General features: G+C 33.2%; 15 protein-coding genes. 10 read left to right on the top strand and 5 right to left on the bottom strand.

The features are described from left to right. Window positions 1–2: 2 nt before the first annotated feature. Window positions 3–458, bottom strand: coding sequence for a DUF4870 domain-containing protein (locus GTZ96_RS09370; protein WP_161643423.1), 456 nt, complete (start codon window positions 456–458; stop codon window positions 3–5). A 150-nt stretch (window positions 459–608) separates the two neighbouring features. On the opposite strand from GTZ96_RS09370, the gene GTZ96_RS09365 reads away from it, so the two are divergent. Next, window positions 609–1,064 carry a DUF4442 domain-containing protein gene (locus GTZ96_RS09365; RefSeq protein WP_161643421.1) on the top strand — a complete coding sequence of 152 codons (456 nt, stop codon included), beginning with the start codon at window positions 609–611 and terminating at the stop codon, window positions 1,062–1,064. Between the two features lie 128 nt (window positions 1,065–1,192). On the opposite strand, the gene GTZ96_RS09360 is transcribed toward GTZ96_RS09365, so the two are convergent. Genes GTZ96_RS09360 through GTZ96_RS09345 form a run of 4 tightly spaced genes read right to left on the bottom strand, consistent with a single transcriptional unit; the run spans window position 1,193 to window position 6,430 of the window. Then, a complete protein-coding gene (locus GTZ96_RS09360) occupies window positions 1,193–2,200 on the bottom strand; it encodes an FAD:protein FMN transferase (protein ID WP_161643419.1) in 1,008 nt (335 codons plus the stop codon). Between the two features lie 29 nt (window positions 2,201–2,229). Beyond that, window positions 2,230–4,416 (bottom strand): PepSY domain-containing protein, encoded by a 2,187-nt coding sequence (locus GTZ96_RS09355; RefSeq protein ID WP_161643417.1) that lies wholly within the window; start codon window positions 4,414–4,416, stop codon window positions 2,230–2,232. A gap of 12 nt (window positions 4,417–4,428) precedes the next feature. After that, complete coding sequence (locus GTZ96_RS09350; RefSeq protein ID WP_161643415.1) at window positions 4,429–4,911, bottom strand: DUF2271 domain-containing protein; 483 nt, start codon at window positions 4,909–4,911, stop codon at window positions 4,429–4,431. A gap of 4 nt (window positions 4,912–4,915) precedes the next feature. Further along, on the bottom strand, window positions 4,916–6,430 hold the full coding sequence (locus GTZ96_RS09345) for an ankyrin repeat domain-containing protein (protein WP_161643413.1): 1,515 nt from the start codon (window positions 6,428–6,430) through the stop codon (window positions 4,916–4,918). Between the two features lie 834 nt (window positions 6,431–7,264). Between GTZ96_RS09345 and GTZ96_RS09340 the strand changes: the two genes are divergently transcribed. The 9 genes from GTZ96_RS09340 to GTZ96_RS09300 all read left to right on the top strand — a co-directional run bounded on the left by GTZ96_RS09340 (window position 7,265) and on the right by GTZ96_RS09300 (window position 25,319). Continuing rightward, window positions 7,265–8,998, top strand: a complete 1,734-nt coding sequence (locus tag GTZ96_RS09340; RefSeq protein ID WP_161643518.1) for a glycoside hydrolase family 13 protein — start codon at window positions 7,265–7,267, stop codon at window positions 8,996–8,998. A gap of 195 nt (window positions 8,999–9,193) precedes the next feature. Further along, entirely contained in the window at window positions 9,194–9,709 is a 516-nt protein-coding gene (locus tag GTZ96_RS09335) for a cupin domain-containing protein (protein ID WP_161643411.1), read from the top strand. Between the two features lie 268 nt (window positions 9,710–9,977). Further along, window positions 9,978–14,150: a hybrid sensor histidine kinase/response regulator transcription factor gene (locus tag GTZ96_RS09330; protein WP_161643409.1), complete on the top strand. Its 4,173-nt coding sequence runs from the start codon at window positions 9,978–9,980 to the stop codon at window positions 14,148–14,150. A gap of 231 nt (window positions 14,151–14,381) precedes the next feature. Beyond that, window positions 14,382–14,981, top strand: coding sequence for an RNA polymerase sigma factor (locus GTZ96_RS09325; protein WP_161643406.1), 600 nt, complete (start codon window positions 14,382–14,384; stop codon window positions 14,979–14,981). Between the two features lie 87 nt (window positions 14,982–15,068). Further along, window positions 15,069–16,241 (top strand): FecR family protein, encoded by a 1,173-nt coding sequence (locus tag GTZ96_RS09320; RefSeq protein ID WP_161643404.1) that lies wholly within the window; start codon window positions 15,069–15,071, stop codon window positions 16,239–16,241. Window positions 16,242–16,421: 180 nt separating this feature from the next. Then, complete coding sequence (locus tag GTZ96_RS09315; protein WP_161643402.1) at window positions 16,422–19,727, top strand: TonB-dependent receptor; 3,306 nt, start codon at window positions 16,422–16,424, stop codon at window positions 19,725–19,727. A gap of 28 nt (window positions 19,728–19,755) precedes the next feature. Then, window positions 19,756–21,246, top strand: coding sequence for a RagB/SusD family nutrient uptake outer membrane protein (locus GTZ96_RS09310; protein WP_161643400.1), 1,491 nt, complete (start codon window positions 19,756–19,758; stop codon window positions 21,244–21,246). Between the two features lie 618 nt (window positions 21,247–21,864). Next, window positions 21,865–24,321 (top strand): family 43 glycosylhydrolase, encoded by a 2,457-nt coding sequence (locus GTZ96_RS09305; RefSeq protein WP_161643398.1) that lies wholly within the window; start codon window positions 21,865–21,867, stop codon window positions 24,319–24,321. Window positions 24,322–24,356: 35 nt separating this feature from the next. After that, window positions 24,357–25,319, top strand: coding sequence for a family 43 glycosylhydrolase (locus GTZ96_RS09300; RefSeq protein WP_161643396.1), 963 nt, complete (start codon window positions 24,357–24,359; stop codon window positions 25,317–25,319). Window position 25,320 lies beyond the last annotated feature (1 nt).

The raw sequence follows: 25,320 nt of genomic DNA, 5'->3' as shown, positions 1-25,320 counted from the left end.
TTTTACTTAATAAAGTTTATCGTTAGAGGATACTTGTATTTTTCTCCATTGGAAGCATTTATAGCCCCGATTATGATTAAGAAAAATTCAGCTATTTTTAATAGAACAACTAACACTATCGAGACGATTCCTAAGGTTATTAATCCAATATTGTCAGCTATATTGATTTTATCCCAAAAGAAGTAATGATTGTTTAGTAGTTCGTTCCAATTCATATTGCTAAAAACTACAGTTGCCAATGTGGGAACAGCAATAAGAATAAATACAATCGAATAAAGCAATAAGCTAAGCTGAAAATTGATTACTTGCTTTCCGTTACAATCAATAAAATCAGACTTGTCTTTTTTACTACTCCAAATGATTATTGGAAGAATAAAATTTCCAAAAGGGATAAAGTACTGGGATAGCGCACTTAAATGAGTTAATGCCGCTATGGTTTTTTCGTTTTTGGTTTCCATTTTTATAGTGTATAGTAATTTCTTATACAAATATATATCTTAAAGCAGGTATTGTGTATTGCAAAGTACTAAATATTAACAAAAAATTAACAAAAATAAATTAAATCGAGGGAACTAATTATTTTGTATATTGGTTTAAAACCCAATACAATGAAACTCACAGCTACAAAACTCAATCGCTTTTTATTTTTCAAATTACCATCGGCATACATTTGTGGAGTGCGGGTAAAAGAAATAGTTTTTGATAAATGTACTGTGTCGGTAAAACACCGATGGATTAACCAAAATCCGTTTAATTCGATGTATTTTGCTGTTCAGGCTATGGCTGCCGAATTATCAACAGGAGCTTTAGTGATGCTGCATATACAAAGCAGTAATCGAAATATTGCCATGCTGGTTGCGAGTAATAAAAGTAAGTTTTCTAAAAAAGCAACAGGAAGAATTACTTTTGAATGTCAAAATGCAAATCAAATAGAAACAGCTATCCAGAATACAATAGCCACTGGGGAAGGACAAACTTTTTGGTTAAAATCTATTGGAACAAATGAAATAGGAGAACAGGTTTCTGAAATGGATTTTGAATGGACGATAAAATTAAAGCAATAATAACAAGCTGTATAAAATAAATTGTACCGAGCCTACGGCTCTTTTTTTGCGTTTTGACTTATAAACTGGACTAAAGTCCAGCCTTATATAATAGTTCGAGCCTATGGCTCTATTATCAAAGTGTGGTATTATTTGTACTTCTTTAATTGATGTTTGGGGAAATTCTTTGATTTTATCATCTTACCCGAGTCGGTAATTAGAATAAAACTACAATCAGGATATTTATTCAGCAGTTTTATGGCTTCTTTTTGCCCTAAAACCATAGCTGAGGTACTGAAACCGTTTGCCATTTCAGCATTAGATCCCAAAACCGTTACACTGCACAAACCTGTTGCAGGATAACCTGTTGCAGGATTGATAATATGAGAATAGCGTTTGCCGTTAAAAATCACAAATTTTTCGTAAGAACCGGAAGTGGTAATTGCAGTATTTTTCAACGATATAACTGCTGAGATGTCTTTGGGATGAAACGGATTAGTGATGCCAATGTTCCAAGGCTTTCCGTTGGGTTGTGTTCCCCAAACACTCATGTCTCCTGAAGCATTTACAATTCCGGATTTTATGCCTTTAGCGAGCATCATTTCCTGACATTTATTGGTGGCATAACCTTCGCCAAGAGCGCCAAATCCAATTTTCATTCCTTTTAATTTTAGGAAAATAGTCGAATTGATGCTGTCTAAAATAATGTTTTGATAACCTACTTTTTCTACTGATTTTTTTATCGCTTCTGGAGTTGGCATTTCAGTCATCGAACCATCAAATTTCCAAATTCGATCCATGGCAGCAAAACTAATATCAAAAGCGCCATTAGTAATTTTAGAAAAGTGTAAAGCTCTTTTAGTTAATTCAAAAACTTCTTTGTCCACTTTTACAGCATGAATTCCCGCATTTTGGTTGATTTCGGACACTTGTGAAGTGGGTTTCCAATCGGAGATTAGATTTTCAATTCGACTAATTTCGGATATGATAATGTCAATATTTTGTTCGGCTGAAAGCGAATCCTGAGCTACAATACTAATATCAAAACGTCCTCCCATAAGCATTGTCGTCCTTTTTCGTAAGACTTGCGAATGACAAGAAAAACCAAATAGCAGAAAAGTAAAAAAGCTTACAATTATTAAGGATTTGATTTTCATTGGAGAAGATAATTTTTTCAAAATAGTGTTTAATAACAATCAGTCAGGATTTGTCCTTTTGTTTTGTATTCAGAAAGGGTAGTGTTGTTTTTAGCAATGCAAATACTATCTAACACGCTTTCAACATCAAACTGCATAGCTAGTGCGCCACAAATCATGATTACCCCGCCATCGTTTAATAAATTGGTAAAAAAATCAGCATCTATTTTAATTAAATCCATTACATAATGATGGTTTTCATCACGGGAATAGGCCAAATGAAAATTATGTAATCGCTGTTTTTGTTTCATTTCTGAAGCAAAATCCTGGTAATGAGCTGTGATTTCGGTTTTTTGGCGAAAGCCGGAATACAAATGGATTTCGGTTTTTTTTCTATTTTGTGCAATCATTCCAAGAAAAGGAGCAATACCGGTTCCATTGGAAATCAGAGCCACTTTAGTTGCTTTTTTTGGAAAATGGAAAGCATGATTATTGATAATTCGGGCTTTAATTGTTTTGCCAACTTCCAAATTGTGCAAAAATTCAGAACCCAAACCATGAGGATGTAATTTCACTGCCAATTGGATATTTCCTTTGTTATTTGCAATAGAATACAAACGTTCTCTGTTGTCATTAGCGGGATAAATTGCCAGAAGATCACCTGAGGTGAATTTGCTTCGCATCCCGGCACGTAAAGTCAGCAAAAAGGTTTGATCAGAATCTGAAATAGTTGTTTTTTCCAAAACCATCAGCTGTTCTAATCCTTTTGGAATATGATTGTATAAAGAAGGCGTGGTGGCTAGTGGAATTTCGGTTTTTGTACTCCATAATTTGATCCAATTGACAAATTCTTCAGCCGATTTGTCGTTTACCGTTTGTAAATCTAAAAAGCGATTTGTCCAGGTTTGCGTTGACAATAGCGTATCAATTTCACGTGAATAACCACAAAAATCAGGATAGGATTGAGAGCCAAAACCAATTACAGAATAATTAATTTGTTGTTGCTGATTTTGTTTTTCTAAAAGTGATACAAACTTATTAGCATTAGATGGTGCATCACCAAGACCATAAGTTGAGGTGAAAATCAGTAAATGTTCGGCTTTTGGATAAAGCGTGTAATTATTCAATTGGGCAAGGTGTGCTTTCTTGCCTTGGTCATTTAATTGTTTCAGGATGGCATTGGCAAATCGTAACGAACTTCCATTTTCTGAACCCACTAACAAAATGTATTGACTTTCGTTAGCTTTGAATTTGTTTTTAATGCGGCTGGCTCTTCTTTTAAGAGTCATTGCAAAGCCGGAATAGATAAAAAACAGGATATTTAAAGAAGCTAATCCAAGGATAAAAGCCCAAATACTATTTGCTCTTCCGGTGTGCAAATCCAAACTTAAATCAGATACTAATTTTGTTGTTGGAAATTGTTCTTCGGAAATAATCTCGTTGGAATATTGTTCCACTTCGATTTTTCGGTCTTTTAATTCGAAAGTATAATAATCCTCAGCTTCATCAGAAAAAGGGAATTCTATTTTAGTAACTTCTGCTAAAGAGGTATTTTTTAAATCGAAAGTTTTTTTTGAATTAGCTGTAGGTTTGGCTTCAGTTTTATTTTCAGTTTCATCTTTATTTTCGAAAAGATGAAAACGTTCCATAGACAAATAAGTCCCGGAAAGTGTTATTATCAGAATGGGAATCAAAGCCAAACGGCCGAATAAAACATGGTAATATTGTGCAAAATACTCTTTTATAATTTTAGAAAAGAAGTTGCGTAAACCTCGTTGTCTATTGAGTACAAGAGCAAAACCTGAAATTGCAATTAAAAATAAAAGGAAAGCATTAATGCCTATAAAAAGCCGTCCTGTTTCGTGTAGAAATAAAGAGCGGTGCAGGCTGGTAATCCAATTAATGAAATCATTTTTTTTAGTTGGTGTACCAATAATTTTCCCTGTTGCAGGATTGATATAGGCATTGACGTCGTTTCCATCATTATCAATAGCCTGTAAAGTTACAAACTGATTGTGGTCGATACTTAATTCGGTTATTTCGGGATAGATTTTACGCAGCTTAGGCAAAGACTGAGCTAATGTAATTTCGTTGAAATTTTCCACCCGATGAGACGGAATTTTCTGCTGTATGGCATCAACTGCAAGTATAGTACCTGTTGCGGATGCTAAGATTAAAAATAGAGAAGAAAATACCGCCAAAGCGAGGTGTGAGTACCGCCAAAAAGAAAGAGTCATCTAGTTATGCTGTTATATTTTGCTTAATCTTACGTAACGAATGTATCCTTTTCCTTCTGTTTTTTCAGACATAGCCGCTGTAGTAAGAGGCATTTCTAAATCGGAAGTATAATATTTTTGATCTTCTACTGCCGATTCAAAACGCAATTTGTAACCACTATTAATTTTAGAATCATCAATTTCGATAGTTGTAATGCTACGGTCCCCACCTGTAACAGAAGCTCCTGTGATAGCACTGATATTTGAAGGCTTTTTCGAATAGAATTTATGCCATTCTTTCAAGCTTTTGTACCATTTTTTATCATCTCCCATTACGTAAAGTGTTTTTTCGTAATTTCCTTTAGGATTTACTAAAGAGACTACTACATAAGCACCTTCGCCCATATAATTAGACATTTGAAGCATGCATTTGTATTTGCTGCTTTGAGCGGTAGCTTGAAAAGAAATAAGGCAGATAAATGCGCCTACGAAGACAGTTTTAAGTATTGAGTTCATTTTATTATTTTAAAATTTCAACAGAAACGTTGTTTTTGGTTAAAGTCTCATTTTCTTTGGCTAAGTCATAAGCACTTTCGTTAAAGTCAGTTTTAATATCTTTTTTAGCTCCTATAGAAAGTAAGTATTTTAAAACAGCATCATTTTTTGCAATCATGGCAGCTTTATGCAAAGCGGTTAATCCATCTTTGTTTTTAGCATTTACATCAATGTTTAAATCGGCTATTTTTTTTAGCAAAGTTAAATCATTTTTCAGCACAGCAAAATGATACAAAGTGCTTCCGTCTTTTTGAGCTTGTGCCAAGTTTAATCCATTATCTTGTAGTAATTTCACTTTTGCAGTAAAAGGATCTTCTGTAGGTGCATTGCTGGATTCAGGGCTACGTCCTCCCATCATTTGTGGGCGATACGATTGAATTAAATAAAATCCCAAATTGTTATTGTCTTTATCCAGAACATTAATGTTAGCTTTTTTGTTTAACAAAAGTTCTACTGCTTTTGGAGTTCCTGATTGGATTGCAATTGATAACGCTGATTCTCCTTTTGCATTTTGAGTGTTGATGTCTTTTACTTTAGGAAGTAATAATTCGAGAGCCTGAGTATCTCTTCCAGTCGCCGCGTTCATTAAAGCAGTATTTCCGTCGTTGTCTGCTTTGTTAATATCAACTCCTTTATTGATAAAGTAATTGATAATTTCAGTTTGGTTTGCTTTACGCACTAAATTGTGTAAAACAGTTTCTCCATCAATTGAAATTACAGTTGGTTTTAACTTCAAATCTTCTACTAAATATTTATAAACTTCAAAGGTATTCGCTTCACGACGAGATCCTTGAGAAGCAATGATAAGCGCATTATCAGTGTATTTCACTCCTTTTTCTAATAATGTTTTCAAAAGAGTTATGTTACCTGTTCTTGCAGCATAATTAAATGCTGTATTACCATAGTTGTCAGTGTCTTTAAGAGACAATCCTTTAGATATGAAATAATTGCTTAGGGTTAAGTTTTTGTCACTAGGGATAGCCATAAGCAAAAGATTTGCACCATCCTTATATTTTTTCTTTGGGTCTAAACCTGCTTTAAAAAAGGCATCATAAACGGCAGTATTACTTTGGGCACTACTAGCTGCAGAGGTAATTGGAGTTGTTCCGTGGCTATCTTCAAGGTTTATATCTGAACCTTTTGCAATTAGATAGTTTACTATTTCAACATTTCCTTTTGTGGTAGCCCAATGAAGATAAATGCGGTTATCATGCGTTGGTTTACTGACTGTGTTTCCAGGTTGTTCTAATAAAAATTTAATTGTTTCAGTGGGAGCATCATTGTTTATGGCATAAACTACAGCATCAAAAGCATTATTGGTACTTTCAGAAGGATTGTTTCCTTTTGTTATTTCTGCTTTAAGAGTTGCAACATCAGGAGATGTTTTCCAAAAAGATTGCTCTAATAGTGAGTTTTTTTGTTGGGCAGTTGCTAAAAAAGTAGCAGCTAATGCAAACGAAACAAATAGATTTTTCTTCATTGTTTTTATTATTTTTCGATTAGATATAGTTTTTTATTTATGGTTTAATCCTGTTGTTCTATTTAGAATAAATAAAAATAGAGCAAATGTAGAAATTAAAACCATATTATCAATTACTAGGTTGTTCTTTTTTGAAAATATTAGCAGTGTTTTTGTATTCCTTGAATAGCTAATTCTTAAAATAGGTGAGATGATTTTAGAAAATATAGTATTTGTAAAAGCCCTTGTTCGTGGAGGCAGGTATGAAAATTAAAAATCCATCTTTTTATTTTATAATTAATTGGTTTTATTGTTTTCCTCACTTGGATTTGTCTATTTTTTGTAAAAAAATACTTCACTATATGAGCACTGATGGTGTAGGTCAAAAACTCTGATTCGTCAAAATATTCGTTGAGTTTATCTTCACTCTGATTTTGGGTCACGCTATCAACAATGACCGATTTTTAAAAATTGATTACTTTTTTTTTTAAAATGTCTCTAAATAAGATTTGCCCGTTAGTGATAGAATTTATGTGTTTATAAAAAATTATCATTACCTATTGAAACTGTCAAAAGCTGTTTTGTAAACTATTGGTTACTCAGATTAGGTGTAAATGAACCTTTTAAAATTCTAAAATTGCTACTTTTTTTTATTAGCTGTGTTTTTTAAGTTGTTGATTTCTTTAATTTTATAATTAAATAGATGATTTGAAATCTACTTTTTTTCAACAGCAAAAACCTAAGGAGAGTAAAGCAGCTAACTTTACTTGTTCGCAATTGAAAAACACCACTAACCTATTTTGTCTTTTTTATGAATTGGTTTCATTAAAAAAACAAAAACTAAAAACCAACCAAATGAAATTACAATTTTCAAAATGCATGGCACTTCCTTTACTTTTCCTGGGATTGCTGTCAACAAACCCAATCAATGCACAAGAAAACAAAGCAGTTACAAATCCTAAATGGTGGAAAGAAGCAGTTGTATATCAAATTTACCCGAGAAGTTTCAAGGATAGCGATGGCGACGGCATTGGCGATTTAAAAGGAATTATATCTAAACTAGATTACGTCAAAAGCTTGGGAATCGACGCGGTATGGCTGAATCCGATTTATACTTCACCAAATGACGACAATGGTTACGACATCAGTAATTATCGTGAAATCATGGCCGATTTTGGAACCATGGAAGATTTTGATCTGCTGTTGAAAGAAATGCACAAACGCAACATCAAACTTATCATGGATTTAGTGGTCAATCATAGCAGTGATGAACACGAATGGTTCAAGCAATCCCGAAGTTCCAGAAACAATCCCTATAGAGATTATTACCATTGGTGGCCTGCCGAAAAAGGGAAACCGCCTTACAGGTGGAGCTTTTTTGATGTAAACAGTGATGCGTGGAAATATGATGCACAAACAGATGCTTATTACTTGCATTATTTTTCACAAAAACAACCTGATTTAAATTGGGAAAACCCAAAAGTGCGAAATGAAGTCTATGATCTCATGCGTTTTTGGCTTGATAAAGGAATCGACGGATTCAGAATGGATGCTTTTCAGTTTGCTTCCAAAGACACTACTTGGCCTGAACTCCCAAAAGGTTTCGAAAAGAACATCATAAAATATTATGGCGTAGGCCCGCATTTGCATGAGTATTTACAAGAAATGAACCGGGAAGTTTTCAATAAATATGATATAATGACCGTTGCCGAAGGAGCAGGAAGTTCTCCGGAAGATGCTATGCTTTTTGTAGATCCTGACCGAAACGAACTGAACATGGCCTATCATTTTGAAAGTGTAGATATTGGAAGGCATGTAAAAGATTTTGGTTTGGTAAAATACAAAGAGATTTTCTCCAAATATGACAAAGCTTTTAAAGACAAAGGATGGCTGTCCATTTTCCTTGCAAACCATGACCAACCAAGAATGGTCAGTAAATTTGGAAACGATGCTCCTGAATTCAGAGAAATATCATCCAAAATGCTGTCGACTTTTGTAATGAGCATGCGAGGAACACCTTATTACTATCATGGGGACGAATTAGGAATGGTTAATATTCGTTTTGACTCCATAGAGGATTATCATGATGTAGATACCCGAAACAAATATTTTGGATTAAAAAACCGCGGTGGGGATTTAAAAGCATTTTTAGAAGAACAAAAACAAACGGCCAGAGAAAACGGAAGAACTCCTTTTCAATGGGATACTACAGTTAATGCCGGTTTTACAACAGGTACACCATGGCTAAAAGTAAATCCAAACTATACATTCATCAATGCGGAAGCACAGGAAAAAGATCCTAATTCGGTTTTGAATTACTTTAGAAAATTGACCCAATTGCGCAAAACTCATCCCATCCTGATTTACGGAAAATTCAGCTTACTAGACAAGGACAATCCTGATGTTTTCGCCTATACCCGGGAATTAGAAGGAAAAAAAGTATTGGTATTGCTTAATTTTTCTACCAAAAACGCCAAAGCAAATACTGGTTTAAATATCAAAAAGGCAAAAGTCTTGATTGATAATTACGGTAGTGTTGCTAAAGATAGGGTGTTAAGACCTTATGAAGCGGTTATATACCAATTGTAAATTTATTGAAAAAAAGAAGTTACGGTGATTAACTAAGTTTATCACCGCATTTTTACGGTAAAAAAAGTGTGATCATTTGTTATTTTTAATATTTTCTGAACTCAGTATAGTTCAGAACGGTTAGTTTATTTTAAATGAATAATTTTATCGCTTTTAATATTGATATATAAACACTAAATAAAAACAAAGAATAGAATGGATTTTAATTTATCTGAAGAATTAGAAAAGGACATCGTTTTTGAACAGATTGCTTCTTTCTTGAAAGATGAAAATTTTACCGTAGTACAACAGGATCAAACCAGACCTTGGGGAGGTTTTTTTGTAATAGATGAAAAGCAGGCACAAGCTTTTGCTGCCAAATTTTTCCCGCATCTTGAAATGTCTGAAATTCAGATTACCAATAAATTGAGTCCGAAAATTTTGGTTGTTGCACCCAATAAGCGTTTGTCTTGGCAATATCACTTTAGAAGAGCTGAGATTTGGACAATTCTTTCGGGTTCAGTAGGAGTGAAAACCAGTGCTACAGATGAGGAAGGAGAACTTCAACAACTTAATCAGGGAAGTTTTATTCAAATGAATAAAGGCGAACGTCATCGTTTGATAGGTTTAGGTTCTTGGGGAATTGTAGCTGAAATTTGGCAACACACAGATTCTAATAATCCTTCTGATGAAGAAGATATTGTTCGTTTGCAGGACGATTTTGGACGATAAAAAGTTATTTAAATTATTTCTAAAATGAAGAATCATTTTTAAATTAGAGTAAAAAACAATATTGTTTTTTGCTCTAATTTTTTTATGAAGATGCGTTTTCGACATATAAAATGAAAATTCAGCTTTCTTTTCTTACACACAAATGAAACATTAAAAAACAAACTTAAAAAAGAATTTTTAAGCTAGTGTTTTCCTATTTAATTTACTTATTTTTGATAATATTAACTGTAATCCTAGAAATTATTTAATGTTTTAGGAAAAAAATAGAATGAAAATAAAAAATAAAATTGGGTTCTTATTTGTATTATTTACTTGTTACGTTCAAGCTCAATATTCAAATTTGAAATTCGAAAATTTTGATACCTCAAAAGGGCTTTCAAGCAGTACTTGTGTTGATATTTTTCAGGATCATGAAGGATTTTTATGGTTTGGAACTATTGATGGTCTAAATAAGTATGATGGATATGATTTTGAAATTTATCGCAATATTTTAGACAATCCAAATTCAATTAGTAATAATAGAATTACTGTTATAACGGAAGATAAGCAGGGGCGTTTGTGGATTGGAACCAGTAATGGACTGAATATTTTTGATAGGAATACGGAGAAATTTTACAAGATTGATTTATACAAAAAAAAGAAAGAAGGAGTAAATTATCGTGAAGAAATCAATGGGCTTTTATATCATAAGAATGATAATACCCTTTGGGTAGCTACTAAAAATGGGGTTACTAAATTATTGTTGGACAACATAGAAGATAGTACTTACGATAAAATCAATTTTAGTCATTATAGTTATAATTCAAAGAATCCTCAATCAATAGACAGTAATGATGTTACAAGTATTATCGAGGATCGTAAAGGGAATATCTGGATTGCAACTAAAGCGAACCATTTGCATAGATACAATCCTAATACAAATAATTTTACAAGATTTCCGATTGATTTCAAAGGAAGCCAATATTTGAATCATTTACCTAAACAAGTTCTTATCGATAAAGATGGAGATTTTTGGATTGGGAATGATATCTCTCATTTATTTCTGTTAGATATTAATAAGGGTACTGTTAAAAATGTATCTCCTTTAAATAAAAGAGTTCCGATTTTTCACCTATATCAAGATAAAAAAGGAGTCATTTGGGCCTCAACAGATGGGGATGGAATATTTCTCTTAGACAAAAAAAAGGGTTTACTGCAGCATTTACAACACAATCCATTTAATCCTTTTTCATTGTCTAATAACCAAGCTTCAGAAGTTTTGGAAGATAAAAATGGAATTTTTTGGATTGCAACTTACAATACAGGACTGAATAAACTGGCTATTTCTAAATCTTCTTTTGGACATTATTTTTATAAGTCTGAGAGTAACGAGGGGCTGAGTGCTAAAATAGCACAATCTGTTTTGGAGGATAGTAAAAAAAGAATTTGGATAGGTACTGATGGTGGAGGATTAAATCTTTTTGATGAAAAAAATGGAACTTTTAAGCATTACAGAGCTAGACAGGGAGATCCAAACTCGTTGAGTTCTGATAAAATTGTAAATTTAGTAGAAGGGGATAATGGAGTTTTGTGGGTTTGTACCTGGGATGGAGGACTTAATAAGTTTTACCCTGATTCAGGTATGGCAAAGTCTTATCAGTATAGTAAAACAAATCCTTTTTCTATTGGACAAAATACGGTTTGGAATGCTAAAAAAGATTCAGAAGGACGTATCTGGTTAGGAACATCAACAGGCGGGCTGAATTTGTTTGATCCTGTTGCGGAAAAATTTTATCAATATAAAAATGTACCAGGAGATTCAAAAAGTCTAATAAGTAATTTTGTGTTTTCGCTTTTTATAGATTCTAAAAATAGACTTTTCGTAGGGACCTCACAGGGTTTGTGTGTTACCAATCTAAACCGTATAAAAGGACAGATTCCTGGTAAAATTAATTTTGCTGAAATTAAAATTAAGAATATTCAAGGAACTCGTGTTAACTACATTACTGAAGATTATAAAAAAAACATATGGGTAGGTACTGATATGGGATTGTATGAATTGGATTCCAGATTCAATTTAAAGCACTTTTATTCTTCTTTAAATGGGTTGCCTAATAATCTAGTGGTAGGTATTCAGGAAGATAATAATAGAAATTTATGGATTACCAGTAAGGGAGGATTAACTTATTTTAATCCTAAAACTGGAATTTTTAAAAATTTCAATACTCATGACGGATTACAAGGAACTGAATTTCAAAGTAAATCTATTGGAAAAACTCATGATGGACGTATTATTGTGGGAGGAATAAATGGATTTAATATTTTCAATCCCAATGCTATTTCTTTAAAATCAAATGTTGTAAATCCGGTTATTACTGAAATACGATTGTTTAATAAAAAAGTAAGTGCGGGAGAAAGCATTAATGGCAGAGTGTTGCTTGATAGTGAGGTAACTAAAGTTAAAGAGATAGAACTTAAGTATGATCAGGGGTATATCTCATTTGGTTTTGTCGCTTTAAATTATCAAAATCCGGAACGGGTAAAATATGCTTATAAAATGGAAGGGCTTGATGAGGATTTTATCAATGCTGGAAATACCAGAGTGGCGAACTATTCTAATTTAGAGCCTGGAACCTATACTTTTGAAGTAATGGCTTCTATTGACGGACAATGGGATCAGGCGAGAAAAACTGCTGTGAAAATAAAAGTACAATCGCCGCCTTGGAAAACCTGGTGGGCCTATACATTGTATCTTTTGGTATTTGTATTTATCCTGTGGTATTCAATTTATTTTTATACTAAAAAAGTTAGAGAAGAGAAAGAACAGGAATTGGATCAAATGAAATTAAACTTCTTTATCAACGTTTCTCATGAATTTAGAACACCTTTGACTCTAATCCTCAATCCGGTTGATAAAATTCTTTCTTCTTTTAATGATCCTGAGGAGGTTAAAAAATCGGCACTTATTATTCAAAGAAGTAGCCGAAGACTTTTACATCTTGTCAATCAGTTATTAGATCTTAGGAAAATGGATTTAGGGAAAAAACCTTTGGAGATTTCCCGTATGAATATTGTGAAATTCAGTAAAGATATTTTTTTATTGTTTGAAGATTTGGCTAAAGCTAAAGGAATCGATTTTGTTTTTGATGCACCTAAAAAGCAATTGTACGGCATGTTTGATCCAGACAAAATCGAAAAAATATTGACTAATTTACTTTCTAATGCACTTAAATTTACTGATAAAGGAGGCGAAGTAACTTTGTCAATACATGAAGTAATGATTGAGAAAGAACATACTTATTTAAGATTTTTTAAAAGAAAAACAGTAGAAAGGGATGTGGAAATTAGAGTAGCTGATACCGGAATAGGATTAAAGAGAGAGCAATTGAATGCCGTTTTTCAGCGTTTTTTCCACGCCGATAGTTCTAAATCAGGAACTGGAATTGGACTGAATTTTATTAAAAGTTTGGTCGAGTTGCATCAAGGAGAAATTCTGGTTGAAAGTGAATATCAGGTTGGTTCTACTTTTATAGTGCGATTACCGGCTGATCTTCCCGTTGAGAAAAATCAATCTGATTTATACGAATCCGGTAATTATAAAATTGATAAGGTTTCTATCACTTCTGCCGAATATGAAATTGCGATATCTAATGAAGACGTAGATGATGAAGCGGTTACTACTGATAAAAGTAATCGTCCTGTTGTGCTTATTGTTGAGGACAATAAAGAGTTGCGTAATCATTTAAAAAGTGAATTGAGTTATCAGTTTCAGGTTAAAGAAGCCGCCAATGGACTTCTTGGATTAAAAATGATTAAGAAATTTTATCCTGATATTGTTATTAGCGATGTAATGATGCCTGAAATGGATGGATTTGAAATGTGTCGCCAGGCTAAAAATGATATTGAAACCAGTCATATTCCTATTATTTTGTTGACAGCAAGAAGTTTGGAAGAAGATAGAATCGAGGGTTACGATACAGGAGCCGATGAGTATTTATCAAAACCATTCAATATTAATGTTTTAAAAGCTAGAATTAAAAATCTTTTGGAAGCCCGAAAAAGAGCTAAGGAACGATTTGCTTCTATAGGGACGATTCTGCCTTCGAGCGAAATAACGACCAACTCTATTGATGAAGCATTTTTAGATAAAACAACTAAAATTGTGATGGATAATATCTCCGATCCTGATTTTAGTTTAGAAGATATCATAAAATCATTAGGAATTGGTAGATCTCAGTTTTATAGAAAAATCAGTTCGATTACAGGACAAAATCCGAGTAATTTTATTCGAACCATTCGTTTAAAATATGCTTCGGAATTATTGTTGACCAAAAAATATTCGGTGAAGGAACTAACACATATGTGTGGGTTTAACTCTTCGGCTTATTTCACCAAAACTTTTAAAGAACTTTTTGGTATGACACCAACTCAATTTGTGGAACAAAGTCAGGAAGAGAAATAAAAATACCTGATTTGGTTTTTTTAAAGAGTGAATTCATACTTTTAATTTTATAAGTCCGAAGTTTATTTTTTATTTAAAGGATAGACTTAGGATGGAATTTTTAATAAAGATAAAAGAAATCAATTATACGAATGATTTAACAAATCCCATTCTTAACTTCTATACTTTTATTTATTTTAGCTATGTTTGCTCTAATCGTATTGCATTAAAACTAATTGCCGATCATATAATATGAACTCTAATTTGATATCTTTAAATGAATCTGCTCTTTTAGTGAGTATTTCGGCAGGCGATGAATCGTCTTATACCTTGCTAGTTGAAAAATATTGGCAAAAGGTGCTTCAACATGCTCTCAGTTTTGTGAAATCATATCCGGTTGCCGAGGAATTAACACAAGATGTTTTTATTCAGATTTGGGAAAAACGAAAAAAACTATCTGAAGTAAACAGTTTTGAAAACTACCTTTTTATTGCAAGTCGCAATTTAATTATTAGCCATATACGGAAAAAATTAATAGAAACGGATTCGCTAAAAGGAGAAAAGTTTCAAGAGCTATTTTTAAAACCAGACGAGCAATATGAGTTTCAGGAATTGGTCAAAATTATAAATGAAGGGGCTGCACTTTTGCAAGAACCCAGACGCTCTGTTTTCCTGTTAAGCCGCATGGAAGGTAGGGATGCCGACTATATTAGTAAAGAATTGGGGATTGCTACAAGAACCGTTCGTTGGCACTTGGTACAGGCTTTAAATTTTCTTAGAAATTACCTTCATAAGCATTATAATATCAATTTATTAACGCTAATTTCTTTAGGGTTAAAATTTTTTTCATAATTTTTTCATTTTTCATTGCCACTTTGGTAACCGATCTGCGTCTTTATATATAGAGACTTGAATTAGGTCGCCCCAAAACCTTATATTATGTATCAAAAAGAAGTATTTAAAGAACTTATGGAGCAGTTTATTTCAGGAGAGATTACTCCTGAAGGTAAAACAATGCTACTCGTGATGTTGGATAATCCCCAATATTCGGAGGAACTGAATGCGATTCTTCGAGAAAATTATGACTCTGTAGAAATTCCTACAGTTAGTCCTGATGTAACTAAAAAGTTTATCGAAGAACTTAGGAAGAAAATGTATGCTTCTTCAAAAACAAAAGAGTCGTCTGTTATAAGGTTATTTAACTGGAAAAAAATAGCGGTAGCTGCAAGTGTTTTAGTAGCCATTGGTATTGGAACTTTTGCTCTTTTTCAAAAAAGAGATCAATCTCCTGTGATGGTAGCTTCAAAAGAAAGTAATGATAAAGAGCCTGGAAAAACGGGAGCGATACTGACCCTTTCCAATGGTTCCAAAATTGTTTTGGATAGCGCAGGGAATGGATTGTTAGCCAATCAAAACAATACGGCTGTTTCAAAAAAGAATGGCGGGGTTGTATATACGGCTGGCAGTGGTGCGCAAGCGGTGTACAACACCATGACCACTCCCAGAGCGCGACAGTATAATCTGGAATTATCTGACGGTACAAAAGTATGGCTTAACGCCTCTTCATCAATTACTTTTCCAACTTCTTTCGCGGCAAACGAAAGAAAAGTAACCCTAACCGGGGAAGCTTATTTTGAAGTTGCCAAAGATAAAACCAGACCTTTTAGAGTTTTGGTCAATGATATGATGGTCAATGTATTAGGGACTCATTTTAACGTAAATGCGTATGATGATGAAGCTGCCGTAAATACCACCCTTCTAGAAGGAAGTGTTTTGCTTACTGAGAAAGGTAAAAAAGTGTTGTTGAAACCCGGGCAGCAAGCTCAAAAACAAAAACTAGGTCCTATTGTCGTAAATGATAATGTGAATTTAGAAGAAGTGATGGGGTGGAAAAATGGCGTGTTCTACTTCGAAAATGCTAGTATTCAAACGGTCTTACGACAACTAAGCCGTTGGTATGATGTAGATGTTGTATTTGAAAAAGGAATACCTGAAAGAACATTTGAAGGAGAAATACAAAGGAATTTACAGTTATCACAAGTATTAAAAATTTTAGAAAAGAATAAGGTACATTTTAAAATCGATGGAAATATTTTAAGAGTGATGCCATAATTAGATTAGAACGGGGAAACCCTTTTTTATAAAATATGTATTTGTTATTAATAAAAAAAGCCAGCAGATGTTGGAAGCATTGCTGGCTTGTTCCTAAAATAAAAAGGAACAGTTATGGAAAACAGATAGATAAACCAAGCAAGGAGAATTTATTATTAACCAAAAACCATTACCAAAAGTATGAAATTATTACCAAAAATCAAGCCGAAAAATCATTGGCTAACTACTAACGCCTGGAAAGTTATGAAATTAACATCCATATTAGTTATCGCGCTGACTTTCCAAGTTTCAGCAGCAGTGTCCTCACAAACGATTACTTTCTCAGGAAAGAATGTTCCGTTTAAGAAAGTAATATCGGTCATGAAAAGTCAAACTAATTATGTTTTTTTCTATGACATGGCTATCTTAAAAAATGTTAAGCCAATTTCTATTAATGTTGTAAGTGCCCCGATTGAGAAGGTGCTGGAACAAGCTTTTGCAGAAACTTCAATTACATGGATTATTGAAGGAAAAACAATTTCTTTAATTCCTAAAGTTGAAAAGGCAAAAGAATCAACTAATTTGTCGATACAGCAAAATATAATTAAAGGTAAAATTACTGACGAAAAAGGAGCTCCTTTACCTGGAGTTACAGTACTTGTTAAAAACACAAAAAAAGCAACGACTACAGATTTTGACGGTAATTTTGAATTAAAAACCGCAGATAGCGAAAGTACATTAGTCATTTCTTATATCGGTTTTGCCACCCAAGAAGTAAAAGTTTCTAAATCGGAAAACTTAAAAATTGTCCTGCTACAAGAAACAAGTAAATTAGAAGATGTGGTGGTAGTTGGTTACGGATCCAAAAAACGTAAAGACTTAACTGGAGCTGTGACAACATTGTCTTCGGATAGTTATAAAGACCAACCTGTTCTAAATTCTGCAGCTGCTATACAAGGTCGTGTTGCCGGTGTGGCTGTAAACAATAATTCGGGTGCTCCTGGAGGAGGTATAAAAGTCCGTATTAGAGGTGCAAATTCTGTTAATGCAGGGAATGAACCTTTATATGTTGTAGATGGTATTGCTTTAAGTAGTTCCGGTTTTCAGGATGTTAATATAAATGATATTAGTTCCATGGAAATTTTAAAGGATGCTTCAGGTACAGCTATTTACGGATCAAGAGGGGCTAATGGTGTAATATTAATTACTACTAAATCTGGAAAAACCGGAAAAACAAAAATTCAATATTCTTCTTTTGTTAGTTTTAACAGCCCTATGAAGAAATATGATTTGATGGATGCAGTAACTTATGCTAAAGTAGCCAATGTTGCTGCAGGTACTACTGTATTTCCAAATCCTGATTCATTTGCAAATAAAACAACTGATATGCAAAATAAGATTTTTGCTAATGCAGTAACACAAAACCATCAAGTTACAGTATCCGGAGGAACCGACAATACTAAGTACTTTATTTCTGGATTTTACACAGATCAAGAAGGTTTACTTTTAAATTCGAATCAAAATAAATTTGGACTTCGTTCTAATTTAGGAATAAAATTGAGTGAGCGTTTCAATTTAGATCTTGGAATGTTTGTTAGCAGAATTAATTCTAAAAACAATACTGATATAGGAGATAAAGGGAATCCCGTGATGTCAGGGATGACTTGGGCTCCAACAGAATCAATATATGATGATGAAGCCAATGGTTTATATAATGTTAGAGCGGTATCACCAATTTGGCAAAATCCTTATATGATACTTAAAGAAAGAAATAGCAATGATTTTTCAAATGTGGGTATTTTTAATGGTAAATTAAAATACAAAATTACCGATTGGTTGACTTTTACAGTTAATACAGGTTTAGATATGAAAATTTCTAAAGGTGCATTCTTGAACAATCAATGGATTAGCCCTGGTAATATGGGATCGGGTCAAAGCTATAGAGAAGCCTATACTTTTCAAAATAGTGATATTCTTACGTTTCATAAAACATTTAATACTGTTCATGACTTAACAGTTACAGCTGTTTATGAGAATACTTCAAATAAAACTTCTGGATTTAGTGCCAGCGGTTCTGGTCTCTCATCTACTATCAATGGATATGATAATCTATCGCTAAATGCCAGTCAGGGTATTTCTTCTAATTATACAAATTGGGGCATACTATCTTATATGGGACGTTTTGAATATGCCTATGATAGTAAATATCTTTTAACTGCAACGATGAGAAGAGATGGTTCGTCTAAATTTCAAGGGAAAAATAAATGGAGTAATTTTCCATCTGTTGGTTTAGGATGGAAACTTTCTGAAGAGTCATTTATAAAAGATATGGATGTTTTTTCAACTCTAAAACTAAGAGCGGGATGGGGAATTACAGGAAATCAATCTGTACCTCCATATAGTACTCTTGGATTACTTAATCCTTTTACCTATTCATATGGTACGCCTACTGGATATTTAGGGTATTCCATAGGTAATCCCGCAACTCCGGATGTAAAATGGGAAACAACGAGTCAAGTAGATGTGGGTATTGATGTTAGTTTATTAAATAACCGATTAAATTTTACTGCTGATTATTATAATAAAGATACTCGCGATTTGTTGTTATTTACCAATATCCCAAATTACAGTGGCGGTGGTACATTCTTGAAAAACGTAGGAAAAGTAAATAATAGAGGTTTTGAAATGGCTGTTGATTTTGATGCTATTCAATCTGAAAATTTCAAATGGTCATTAGGTGGTAACTTTTCGACCAATCAAAATAAAGTAATGAGTTTAGGTGATGAGTCTATAGTATTGAGAGGACCAATTAATGGTTTAATTTCAAATCCGATTCAAGCTATTAAAAAAGGGGAACCTTTAGGTTCATTTTACCTAATACCATGGACTGGTATTTATAAAAATGACGATCCTACACTTGGTTTCAAAGCTGGGGATAACCGTTATACTGATGTAAGTGGAAATAATTCAATTGGAGATGAGGATAAAGTGATTTCAGGTTCGGCAACACCTAAATATCAATGGGGATTTACTAACAACTTTAGTTATAAAAATTTCGAATTGAATATATTTATTCAAGGAGCACATGGAAACAAAATGTTTAATGCTACCTATGCTGCAACTGCAGTACCAACATCAGATGTTGCTTATCCTACTTTGAACGAAGTATCTAATTATTGGACACCTCAAAATACAAATGCAGTTTGGGCTAATCCGGGAAGTACCACAAATAGAAATATTATTGAATCAACTCGTTTTCTTCAAGATGCAAGCTATGTAAGAGTTAAAAATATTAGTTTGTCATATTCTATACCAAAAAGTGTGGTTAATGTATCATCAGCTAAAATATCAATTAGTGCACAAAACTTTTTGACTTTTACTAAATACAAAGGATTTGATCCTGAAGCATCTTCAACTTCATCAAGTAGTGATGCCGATGCCGGAATCGATTTGGGAGCATATCCATCTCCAAAAACAGTCACTTTATCACTAAACATTGGATTGTAGAAAATTCAACTTAATTAAAACTAAAAAAATGAAACTATATATATATTTAATCGTAGTGATGATTGGTTTTTCATCCTGTGACAACAGTTATTTAGACGAAACTCCAAAGGGGAGTATTACCCCTTTGAATTTTTACAAAACAAGTAGTGACCTGGATATGGCAACTATTGCATTGAGTCTTAAGATTAATGGTGCATTTAATACGTCATCTGGTATTGCAACTTGTTATGGTGCAGATGATTTCTCTGTTCAAAGAGCAGGTAATAAATTTAATTTTTCAGACTTCGACACCTTTAATGCTACATCATCTAATGACAGGATGACTGCATGGTGGAATAATTTCTATGCCACTATTAAATCGGCTAATGCCTTGATTGCAAATTATCAAAATGCAGTACAAGCTAGTGAAGTTGAAAGAAACAATACTGCCGGATATGCTTATTTTAGTCGCGCACTTAGTTATTTCTTTTTGACCAGAGTTTGGGGTGCAGTGCCTCTGCCAACTGAATCAAAAGTTTATACTGATTTACCAAATTCTCAACCTACTGATGTTTATGCCTTGATTGTTGAAGATTTAAAAAAGGCAGAGATTATGTTACCTGCACATTGGAGTGGTGTTAGAGTTCAAAACGGTGTTGATATTTATCCTACCAGTGGATCGGCTAAAGCATTGTTAGCAAATGTTTATCTTACAATGGCGGGATGGCCACTTAAACAAACCGATAAATATGCATTGGCTGCTGCAAAAGCTAAAGAAGTTATTGATAATAAAGGAACATGGGGCTATAAATTAGAAACTAATAGTGCTGACTTGTTTGATATACAAAATAAGTATAATCATGAGACCGTTTACGGATGCTATTACAATAATAATTTACCTGTTTTTAATTTTGAAAATGGTAGTATGACCGGTCCAAATTCTTATGCTCCTGAAGATGAAGGTGGTTGGAGTGATGGCTACGGTGAAATTGCCTTTTACAACAAGTTTCCTGCAGGACCTAGAAAAGATGCAACCTATCAAAAAGTGTATTTTTTAAATGGAAATCCTAATACTCCTGGAGATTACACTCAAAATTTGCGTAAGCATCCTTATTTTTTGAAATACCGTTTTGATGATAGTTACAATAAAACAACTCACACAGCTGCAAATTGGTGGGGAAGTATGACTGTTCCTGTTATACGCTATGCTGAAGTATTACTTACCTACGCCGAAGCAAAAGCGATGTCGTCTGGTCCAGATGTCACTGCTTATGCAGCTATCAATGAAGTAAGAACCAGAGCAGGTTTAGCTAATCTTACATCTGGTTTGTCTCCAACTGATTTTAAGGCTGCAGTTGTAGCTGAAAGAGGTTGGGAATTTACAGGAGGTGAACCTGCTGCAAGATGGTTTGATCTTATTAGAACTGAAACTGTTGCAAAAGCTCTTATTGATCGTGATCCATCTGAAGTACCTTTAATCAATCATCCAGATGATACAAATCATACCTATTATTGGGCTCCAATTCCTAATGTAAAATAAAGTGTTTTTTTGGATGTACACTGGATTACATTAGATAATGTTTTAAAATAGATCTAAGTAAGAATAAATCCAGTTACTAAATAGAAACTACTAAATAAAGTAAGCTAGGTTCAGATTGAATTTTGAACCTGGCTAATTTTTAAATATGCATTGGTGAAAAGATTTGTACGGTCAATTTTCCAAAATAATCAATTTATGATTTTTAATTATTTATTCTTGATAATCTGTAAAATGAAATTATTTTTTACTTAAAAATATAGTATCACAAAAAAAAGCCTTGTTTTTAGTAAGTTAATGCTATAATTGGTCTATAATTTATAAATTATGAATGATAATTTATCTCCAAAATTAACGGTTCTGGCTAATTTTGTTTATTAGACATTTAAAATAAGTGTATATTTAACATTAATAATAATTTGCTTCTGAAAAATATAATCATTTTAAATCTATTTGATGTTTTTTAATGCTAAAAAAGTCATGATTTTAATGAGTCAAAGTGAAAAGAGGTTTTTTGTTAAAAAAGACTTTTTGAATATGTTGTATCTTACAAGAGGGTATCGGTTGTTTTAATGATTATCCCCAATGTTTTTAAATTCTTAATAAATAACTAACTAAAATATGACCAAAATTAAATCTCTTTTTCTTTTATTATCTTTTTTATTTTGTTGTACTTTAACAATAATAGCTCAGGAATATCCCAAAGCTATTTTGTCTGGAGATTATCCTGATCCAACGATTTTACGTGATGGAAAGGATTATTACATGACACATTCTCCATTTTATTATAAGCCGGGTTTTTTGATTTGGCATTCTCAGGATTTGGTTAATTGGGAACCTATTACCCGTGTAATACCAGAGTATGAGGGTTCGGCTATGGCACCTGATCTTGTAAAACATAACGGTAAATTTTATCTTTATTATCCAGCAGCACAAACAAACTGGGTAGTTTGGGCTAATGATATTAAAGGGCCATGGAGTAAACCAATTGATTTAAAAGTTCCTGGGATTGATCCTGGACATGTGGTAGGGAAGGATGGACAACGTTTTTTATATGTTAATGAGGGAAAAGTAATTCGTCTTTCGGATGATGGTTTGAGTACTATTGGAGAACTTAAATCAGTTTATGACGGATGGGTATATCCCAAAGGTTGGAAAACAGAATGTATGTGTTTAGAATCTCCTAAATTAACCTATAAAGATGGCTATTACTATATGACTTCAGCTGAGGGAGGAACAGCAGGTCCGGCAACAAGTCACATGGTCGTTACAGCACGTTCTAAGAATCCTACTGGTCCTTGGGAGAATTCTCCGTATAACCCAATTGTGCATACTTATAGTGAAACAGACAATTGGTGGTCAAAAGGTCATGGTACATTAGTAGATGATGTAAACGGAAATTGGTGGATTGTGTATCACGCTTATGCTAATGGTTACCATACTTTGGGTCGTCAAACATTAATTGAGCCTATTGAATGGACTTCAGATGGCTGGTATCGTACTATAAAAAAAGCAAATCCAATTGTAACCAATAAAACAACAAAACAAGGACTTGAATTGTCTGACGATTTTAAAGGTTCAGAATTAGGTTTACAATGGACATTTTGGAAAGAGTATGCGCCTGAGGCTCTAACATTAAAAAATAAATCACTTACGGTAAAAGCAAATGGAGATTCTCCGGATAATGCACGAAAATTATTAATTACTCCAACTGATAAATCTTATGTAACTCAGGTTGAGGTTCAGGTTGATAAAGACAATCAGGCAGGATTGATTCTGTTTTATAATGAGAAAGCTTTTTCAGGGATTGTTTCAGACGGTAAAAATTTCACCGTTTATAAAGACGCGGAACACAACACTAAAATACCAAATAAATTTGGAAAACACTTTTTTGTAAAAATATTAAACAAAGGAAATAACTGTACTTTCTTAGCGAGTAAGGATGGATTAAAGTGGACAGTTATAGCTAAGGATATTGATGTTTCTAAAATGCATCATAATAATTACAAAGGATTCTACGCCTTGAGACCAGGTTTGATTTCTTTTGGAAAAGGAAAAAGTATTTTCAAAGATTTTCGCTACGCAAATGCTACTCCTACAGAGAAGGATATGAGTGCTTATTTGATGGTTTTTCATAAAGATGAAACACATAGTTTACACATGGCTTTGAGTCCTGATGGATACAGTTTTACAGCATTAAATGATGGTAAACCAATAATTGGAGGCGATACTATTGCCAGTCAAAAAGGGATTCGTGATCCACATATTTATCGTGGTCCTGATGGAGCATTTTATTTGGCTATGACTGACCTTCATGTATTTGCAAAAAGAGATGGTTTCCGCGATACCGAGTGGGAGCGTGATAAAGCAAAATATGGTTGGGGAAATAATAAAGGTTTGGTATTAATGAAATCTTGGGATTTGATTAACTGGAAGCGTAAAAATATTTACCTTAATGAATTTTCAGCTGCATTTAGTGAAATAGGTTGTGCCTGGGCACCTGAAGTTATCTATGATGAAGAGAAAGGGAAATTAATGATCTATTTTACCATGCGTTTTCAAAACGAAGCTAACAAATTATATTATGCTTATGTAAACGATGATTTTGATAAACTAGAATCAATACCACAACTGTTATTTGAATATCCGGATTATAAAGTTTCGGCGATTGATGCAGATATTACAAAAGTAAAGGATAAATACAGGATGTTTTATGTGGCCCATGATGGAACTCCGGGTATTAAGCAGGCGGTTTCTGATAAAATAAATGCAGGCTATGAATACGATCCACGGTGGTATGATCCAGAACCTAAGCCATGTGAGGCACCAAATGTATGGAAGCGAATTGGTGAAGATAAATGGGTACTAATGTATGATATCTATGGTATTGATCCTCATAACTTTGGTTTCAGTGAAACTTCTGATTTTGTGAATTTCAAAGACCTTGGTCATTTTAACGAAGGGGTGATGAAAACAACCAACTTTACTTCTCCAAAACATGCGGCAGTAATTCATTTGACAAAAGAAGAAGCAGCAAAGCTTGCCGAAAAATGGAAACTTCAGTTGAAATTTAAATAGGGTTGAATTTATACTGTATAGTGAATGTGAAAATTATGAAAAAAATTAATCTTCAGGTAATACTGCTATTGTTTTGCTCATATAATATTTATGCTCAAAATCCAATATTGCCTGGTTTGTATGCAGACCCACATGTTTTATATGCAGAAAAGACTGGTAAATATTATATCTATCCTACATCTGATGGATTTAAAAATTGGTCTGGAACTTATTTTAAAGTTTTCTCTTCGGATAATTTAAAAAATTGGAAAGATGAAGGTGTTATATTGGATTTAAAAAAAGATGTTTCATGGGCTAATGCTAATGCGTGGGCGCCAAGTATTGTTGAAAAAAAAGACAAAAATGGGGAATACAAATATTATTATTATTTCACTGCGAATAAAAAAATAGGGGTTGCTGTTGCTGATAATCCTACAGGCCCTTTTATAGATTCGGGAAAGGCGTTGATTGATAAATTTCCTGAAGGAATGAATCGCGGACAAAATATTGATCCGGATGTTTTTACGGATCCAAAAACAGGAAAATTTTATTTGTATTGGGGAAATTATTTTATGGCGGGTTGTGAGTTAAATGACGATATGATTTCGGTGAAACCCAATACTACTCAAATTATAATAAAGAATGATACTTATTATAGCGAAGCGCCATTTGTTTTTTATCGCAAAGGTTTTTATTATTTCTCCTGGTCAAAAAATGACACAAGAAGTGAAGATTATGAAGTTCGGTATATAAAAGCTACATCGCCACTTGGACCAATAGATTCTTCTCAAAGTGTGGTTGTCATACAAAAAGAACCTAATAAAGGCATATTTGCTACAGGTCACCATTCTGTTTTACAAATACCAGGTAAAGACAAATGGTATATTGTATATCATCGTTTTCAGCGACCGAATGGGATTAAAATGGGTACAGAAGCAGGTTTCAATCGAGAAGTATGTATCGATAAATTAAAATTTAAAAAAGACGGAACAATAAAAAAAGTTAAACCAACTATTTAAA

The sequence above is a fragment of the Flavobacterium undicola genome, from assembly GCF_009909155.2.
GTDB classification, from domain to species: Bacteria; Bacteroidota; Bacteroidia; order Flavobacteriales; family Flavobacteriaceae; genus Flavobacterium; species Flavobacterium undicola.
This window is presented reverse-complemented; position numbering and strand designations above follow the sequence as displayed.

Excerpts from the sequence above, each read along its gene's own strand:
- GTZ96_RS09315 (WP_161643402.1), top strand. The coding sequence starts at position 16,422 with ATGAAATTATTACCAAAAATCAAGCCGAAAAATCATTGGCTAACTACT.
- GTZ96_RS09330 (WP_161643409.1), top strand. The coding sequence starts at position 9,978 with ATGAAAATAAAAAATAAAATTGGGTTCTTATTTGTATTATTTACTTGT.
- GTZ96_RS09335 (WP_161643411.1), top strand. The coding sequence starts at position 9,194 with ATGGATTTTAATTTATCTGAAGAATTAGAAAAGGACATCGTTTTTGAA.
- GTZ96_RS09350 (WP_161643415.1), bottom strand. The coding sequence starts at position 4,911 with ATGAACTCAATACTTAAAACTGTCTTCGTAGGCGCATTTATCTGCCTT.
- GTZ96_RS09355 (WP_161643417.1), bottom strand. The coding sequence starts at position 4,416 with ATGACTCTTTCTTTTTGGCGGTACTCACACCTCGCTTTGGCGGTATTT.
- GTZ96_RS09360 (WP_161643419.1), bottom strand. The coding sequence starts at position 2,200 with ATGAAAATCAAATCCTTAATAATTGTAAGCTTTTTTACTTTTCTGCTA.
- GTZ96_RS09310 (WP_161643400.1), top strand. The coding sequence starts at position 19,756 with ATGAAACTATATATATATTTAATCGTAGTGATGATTGGTTTTTCATCC.
- GTZ96_RS09320 (WP_161643404.1), top strand. The coding sequence starts at position 15,069 with ATGTATCAAAAAGAAGTATTTAAAGAACTTATGGAGCAGTTTATTTCA.
- GTZ96_RS09345 (WP_161643413.1), bottom strand. The coding sequence starts at position 6,430 with ATGAAGAAAAATCTATTTGTTTCGTTTGCATTAGCTGCTACTTTTTTA.
- GTZ96_RS09305 (WP_161643398.1), top strand. The coding sequence starts at position 21,865 with ATGACCAAAATTAAATCTCTTTTTCTTTTATTATCTTTTTTATTTTGT.
- GTZ96_RS09300 (WP_161643396.1), top strand. The coding sequence starts at position 24,357 with ATGAAAAAAATTAATCTTCAGGTAATACTGCTATTGTTTTGCTCATAT.
- GTZ96_RS09370 (WP_161643423.1), bottom strand. The coding sequence starts at position 458 with ATGGAAACCAAAAACGAAAAAACCATAGCGGCATTAACTCATTTAAGT.
- GTZ96_RS09365 (WP_161643421.1), top strand. The coding sequence starts at position 609 with ATGAAACTCACAGCTACAAAACTCAATCGCTTTTTATTTTTCAAATTA.
- GTZ96_RS09340 (WP_161643518.1), top strand. The coding sequence starts at position 7,265 with ATGAAATTACAATTTTCAAAATGCATGGCACTTCCTTTACTTTTCCTG.
- GTZ96_RS09325 (WP_161643406.1), top strand. The coding sequence starts at position 14,382 with ATGAACTCTAATTTGATATCTTTAAATGAATCTGCTCTTTTAGTGAGT.